The organism is Streptomyces sp. NPDC058964 (genome assembly GCF_042741275.1).
Lineage (GTDB): Bacteria > Actinomycetota > Actinomycetes > Streptomycetales > Streptomycetaceae > Streptomyces.
Genome location: NZ_JBHYKH010000409.1, coordinates 3,102 through 7,885, shown reverse-complemented (window position 1 = coordinate 7,885; position 4,784 = coordinate 3,102). Strand labels below are relative to the sequence as shown.

At 70.2% G+C, this 4,784-nt stretch carries 4 protein-coding genes and 1 pseudogene; 3 read left to right on the top strand and 2 right to left on the bottom strand.

What is annotated here, in order from left to right; all coding sequences use genetic code 11:
- Together ACFW2E_RS35045 and ACFW2E_RS35040 are read right to left on the bottom strand one after the other, a co-directional pair.
- A pseudogene (locus ACFW2E_RS35045) lies at positions 1–289 on the bottom strand (hypothetical protein); the annotation flags it as partial.
- Entirely contained in the window at positions 289–789 is a 501-nt protein-coding gene (locus ACFW2E_RS35040) for a cupredoxin family copper-binding protein (protein WP_384472450.1), read from the bottom strand. The pseudogene ACFW2E_RS35045 and the gene ACFW2E_RS35040, both read right to left, overlap by 1 nt.
- An 836-nt stretch (positions 790–1,625) precedes the next feature.
- On the opposite strand from ACFW2E_RS35040, the gene ACFW2E_RS35035 reads away from it, so the two are divergent.
- The 3 genes from ACFW2E_RS35035 (at position 1,626) to ACFW2E_RS35025 (ending at position 4,543) form a co-directional block, all read left to right on the top strand.
- Entirely contained in the window at positions 1,626–2,228 is a 603-nt protein-coding gene (locus ACFW2E_RS35035) for a sigma-70 family RNA polymerase sigma factor (RefSeq protein ID WP_384472447.1), read from the top strand.
- Positions 2,229–2,253: 25 nt separating this feature from the next.
- Entirely contained in the window at positions 2,254–3,042 is a 789-nt protein-coding gene (locus ACFW2E_RS35030) for a zf-HC2 domain-containing protein (protein WP_384472445.1), read from the top strand.
- 1,072 nt (positions 3,043–4,114) lie between these two features.
- A complete protein-coding gene (locus ACFW2E_RS35025) occupies positions 4,115–4,543 on the top strand; it encodes an ATP-binding protein (protein WP_384472442.1) in 429 nt (142 codons plus the stop codon).
- Positions 4,544–4,784: the final 241 nt, after the last annotated feature.

Here is a 4,784-nt window from a genome sequence, read left to right as displayed (position 1 = left end):
TCGCCGGCCGCGGCCCCCCGGTCGGCGTGTCTGCCCCTGTCCCCCCGCCCCGCGCCCTCCCGCGCGCGGCGGTGTCCCCGACGGCCGCCCCGACGGCGGCCCCGGCGTTGGTCTCCCGGGAGTCCGCGATGTGGCTGATCACCTCTCCGCCGGCCACGGTCAGTACCACCGCGCCACCGAACCATCCTGCGTGACGCATCAGTTGACGTCGGGTCATGCCGTGCTCGGTTTCGGGCCGACCGGCGTCGTCGGCCGGGATCGCGTCGTGGCTGTCGTCGTGGTCGGTCATCAGGTCACCTCCACGGTGGCGGTCATGAACGGATGGACGGTGCAGAGGTAGGCGTAGGTACCGGGCTTGGTGAACGTGTAGCTGTAGGTGGCGTGGGTGGCCAGGGCAGCCGAATGCAAGGGGCCGCCCGATCCGGCGCTGGTGACGGTGTGGGCATCGCCGTCCTGATTGGTCCAGGTCACGGTCGTGCCCGCTTTGACCTTCAGGGTGGCCGGGGAAAAGGCGAAGTTCTTGATCGCCACGGCGTTCCCGCTCACCGGCGCATCTGCCGCCCCTGCGCCCGAGGGACTCATGGGCATGGTCATGCTGGGCATCGGCGAGGCGCCGAGAGCGGCGCCCGTCGTGTTCCCAAGCCCCGAGGCACCGGGCATTCCTGCCGTCTGATGCTGCCCCGGACCTGCTGTGATGGCGCCGGCCGCGGCGGGCGAGGAATGCGACGACTGGCCGCATGAGCTGAGGAGCCCCAGCAGGCCGGCAGTGGCGAGGGCGGCGACGGCCACTCCGGCCGCACCCCGTGATCGCCGGCCTGGCGGGCGAAAGTTCACATGCATGGCGTTCGTTCCTCACGGATCAGGCGGAGACAGGGACTGCGCCGGCAGGGCGCACGCAACCGCAGGGATGTGTGGTGGATGCCTTGTTCAGGGGCGCGTGCCCTTCGCGGACCTGGCGAACGGGCATGGGTGTCGCCCCGTGCCGGCCATGCGCCTCGACGTGCGCCGCGCTGCGCATCTGCCCTCGCGCGCCGCGAAGGTGCAGGCGGTATGCGGCAGTTCCCCGTGCGGGCAGCCGCGAGTGACTCGGGGCAGGTCGGCGTCGCCCCGGAGGGGTGGTGCGCACGCTGGTCCGGGTGGACGTATCCCCCCGTGGTTGCGCAGCCCTCGATCGCTGCATGTGCCGAGCCGTCGTCGTGGTGAGCGCTGGGCACGGGCCGGGGCTGCGCGGTGGCGCCGAGCTCGACGCACGGGGGCGGAGGAGCGTGGCGGGCAGCGGGATCGTGTGCGTCACGTGGTGGAATTCGGTCACCTCGGATCCCTCCTTCGCTGTATGGGAATCGATGACGAATTGCCCGCAAATAGGGCTCTTGTTCTGCTTCACGGACGGCAGGGGTCCCACGGTTCGGCAGATCTGCACATTTGTGGGACTCCTTGGTATCGCCGCAGATCAGCCGCCCTCCCCCGGGCACCGCGCATGCCTGGTCCTGGTGGTGTGGCGCGACTGGCCCCCACGGCACCTGAAGACCTGGCGGGGACATGCGGCGCACAGCGCTCGCAGAGTGCCACCCACACCATGCCGTGAGTTACAGGACAAACCCACACATATGCGCGATGATCGGCTCATGCCCTGGGGTTCCCGAAAACGTGGTCCAAGGACCGATCCGGATCGCTCCGCCCACCGTGTCTCTGGTGAAGGGGCCTTTTCGACCGCAGATGAGGAACTGCTGCGCGCTCTGTACACGGATCACGCAGACGCCTTGTTCCACTACGCGCTGCGACTGACCTCAGGAGATCGGCAATGGGCAGAGGACGTGGTGCAGGAGACACTGCTGCGAGCGTGGCAGCATCCCGACGCGTTCGACCCCGCACGTGGCCCGGCCCGGGCATGGCTGTGCACGGTCGCCCGGCACCTGGTCATCGACGCCCACCGGGCCCGGCAGACCAGGCCGGCCGAGGCCGGCGGCGATGCGCTGGAGCGGGCCGCCGAGCAGAAACCGGGCGAGGACGAGATCGAGCAGGCACTGCAGAGCTGGGCGGTTGCCGACGCCGTCCGGTCATTGTCCCCGGACCACCGTGCCGTCCTGCTGGAGACCTACTACCGGGGCCGGACCATGGCAGAGGCCGCGCAGGAGCTGGGCATCCCGCTGGGCACCGTGAAGTCGCGCACGTACTACGCCTTGCACGCCCTGCGACTGGCGCTGCAGGAACGGGGGATCGCACCATGACCGTTGCGGGCAGGAGGTGGCGACCATGAGCGCGGAGCACGACGCCCTCCGGCTGGCGCTCGGAGGATACGTCCTGGGCACTCTGCCCTCAGCGGAAATGGAACGCGTGCGCGTCCATCTCGAGGAGTGCGCCGATTGCCGGGCCGAACACACCCAGCTGGCAGGATTGCCCGCGCTGCTGTCGACGGTGACCGAAGCCGAAGCCTCAGGCCAGACGGTGCCGACGGCCGACGGGGACGTGGCCCACCAGCTGGTGGCACGGGCAGCCGAACGCACGCAGGTCTCCCTGCCTCAGCGGCCCGCCGCGCCTGCGGTGCCGCAGGCGCCAGAGGAGGGTGTGCTGGAGAGGTTGCTCCAGCAGGCCGCGGCCCGACGCCGCAGAACCTGGCGTCTGCAACTGGCCGGCGCTGCCGCCTCGCTGACGCTCATCGCGGCAGCGGCCGGCGGCACCTGGCTGGCGGCCATCGGCTCCGTGAGCAGTCAGGCGACGCCGCCCGGGCCGACCGCGCCGACCGCCTCGCGCACCTTCTCCGGAAGCGATGCCACCACCGGCGTCTCCGCCTCGGTGAAGGTCTCGCCCACTGTCTGGGGCAGCATCCTGCAGGTCTCCGCCAAAGGGGCGCCCGCCGGCATCACCTGTCGGCTGCAGGCGGTCGGACCCGGCGGAGCCAGGGCGGACGGCGCCACCTGGCGCGCGGGCGAGTACCGTCCTGGCACTTCGATCCCGGGGGCGGTTGCCTTTTCCCCGGGAGCCATCGAGCACTTTGAGATCCTCGCAGGCAACGGTCAGAAGCTGGTAACCGTTCGGGCGTGAGGCGATGCCAGGGCAGTCATGTCGCTGGGCCACCTGGTCACCCAGCGGCTTGACCCACAGCTGTCGGATATGAGCGCATGGTGACACGGGGGCAGGACGCCGTCGCCATCCATCGAAGGGCCGGGCCGTCAGCGGGGAGCAGCCGGACGGTCGACAAGAACCGAGCGTCCTCAAGACCGGGGGCGAAGCTGTCGGAGCGCGCACAGGACATCCAGACGATGCCCATCGCCGAGGATTCTGCTCACGACATCGACCGCACAGGCCACGCTCGTGATCACCGACGTCGGCGATGCCACCGCACCGCACGACTGCGGGACCGACAACGCCGTCCGGCCGGCGCACCCGGGCGATGAGCGCGGTGGCACCCCTGGGGCGGTTCTGCAGCTCGGTCGCGGGCCCCGGGCCCGCTCCCGTCACGCGACTTCCGTGACAGGCCATCCGCCCCGCGCCGGGCCCCTCAGGTACCGGCCGCATACATGGGTGGCCAGGGCCCTGGTCATGCCCGGCGCGCCGACAGACTCCGGGCCTGGCCACCCTCGCCCCCGACTCCGGCGAACCGGGAACCGGTCCAGTCCTCAGCCGACCTGATGCGTGAACGCGTCGACGGGTCGTGCACTCCGTATCCCGGTGACCGGCGCCGCCGCCCTCTCTCCCTTTCCTTCACAGTCCGCGCGGCCCGGAACAGCGGATTCGGGGCGCCTGCACGCCGAGGTCGGCGACCCAGCCGAGGCGCGGGCAGGGCCGTCCGTCCCGCTCCACGGCACGACATTCCCGCAGGGCCGTCCGGAAGACCACGGGCGAGGAGACCGAGCTGCCAGTGTCCGGTCCGGCCGAGTACGGCAGCGAGCTCTGGGCAGAGGTGACTGAGCCCGACTGAGCCCGGCCGGGCCGCCGACAATCACGGACTCGCAAGAAATCGAATAAAAGGGGCGAACTTCGAACCGTCCGGCACGCGTCGCTCGTGTAACTGAATGAGCGCGCCAATGCAGGATCCGGCCTACCGACCGCCCCCGACCTTGTTGGCGGTCACTCCGTTCCGGTCTCCGTACATCCACAGAAGAGCCAGAAGACCATGTTCGTGACCGATTTCCCCAGCCAGACCTCACTGCGCGGAAACCCCTGCCACCGTCAGGCGCTGCTGACCCTGCCCGCGCAGGAGGCTCACGTATCCGCCACCCGTCACTTCGCGGCCGATCTGCTGGATACCTGGAGCGTGCCCGCAAGCGAGCGGGACTCCGCCGTTCTCATCGTCGGTGAACTCACCGCCAACGCCGCCCAGTACGGGCGCGAGCGTATGACTCTGCAGCTCGCCCTCGACCACGACACTCTGCACATCGTGGTCAGCGACTCCGGCATGGCCGTGGACCGCCACCGCCCCGACACCGCCCCCGACGAACACGGCCGCGGCACCGGCATCGTCCAGTACCTCGCTCAGTCGACCGAGATCCACCAGACACGCAGCGTCCGCGAGGTCCACGCCTGCCTGAGGTGCTCGCCATGACCGGGCCGGTGAGGCCGATGGCATCGTCGTCCTCAGTCCCCTCAGGCATTCCCGTACGGGCGTGCAGGGCCCGGGAGTGGGTTTCGATCGGGTTGGCCGAGGACGCGTAGGCCGGGCGCGTCGTCTTCCGGGTGCTCAGCCACCAGGACGACAAGCTGCGCATCCCTTGGGGGATGTGCCGGCGCTGGTCGAACAACTGCCGCACCGCTTCATCACGTGATTCGCCAGTTCCGAGAGGGCG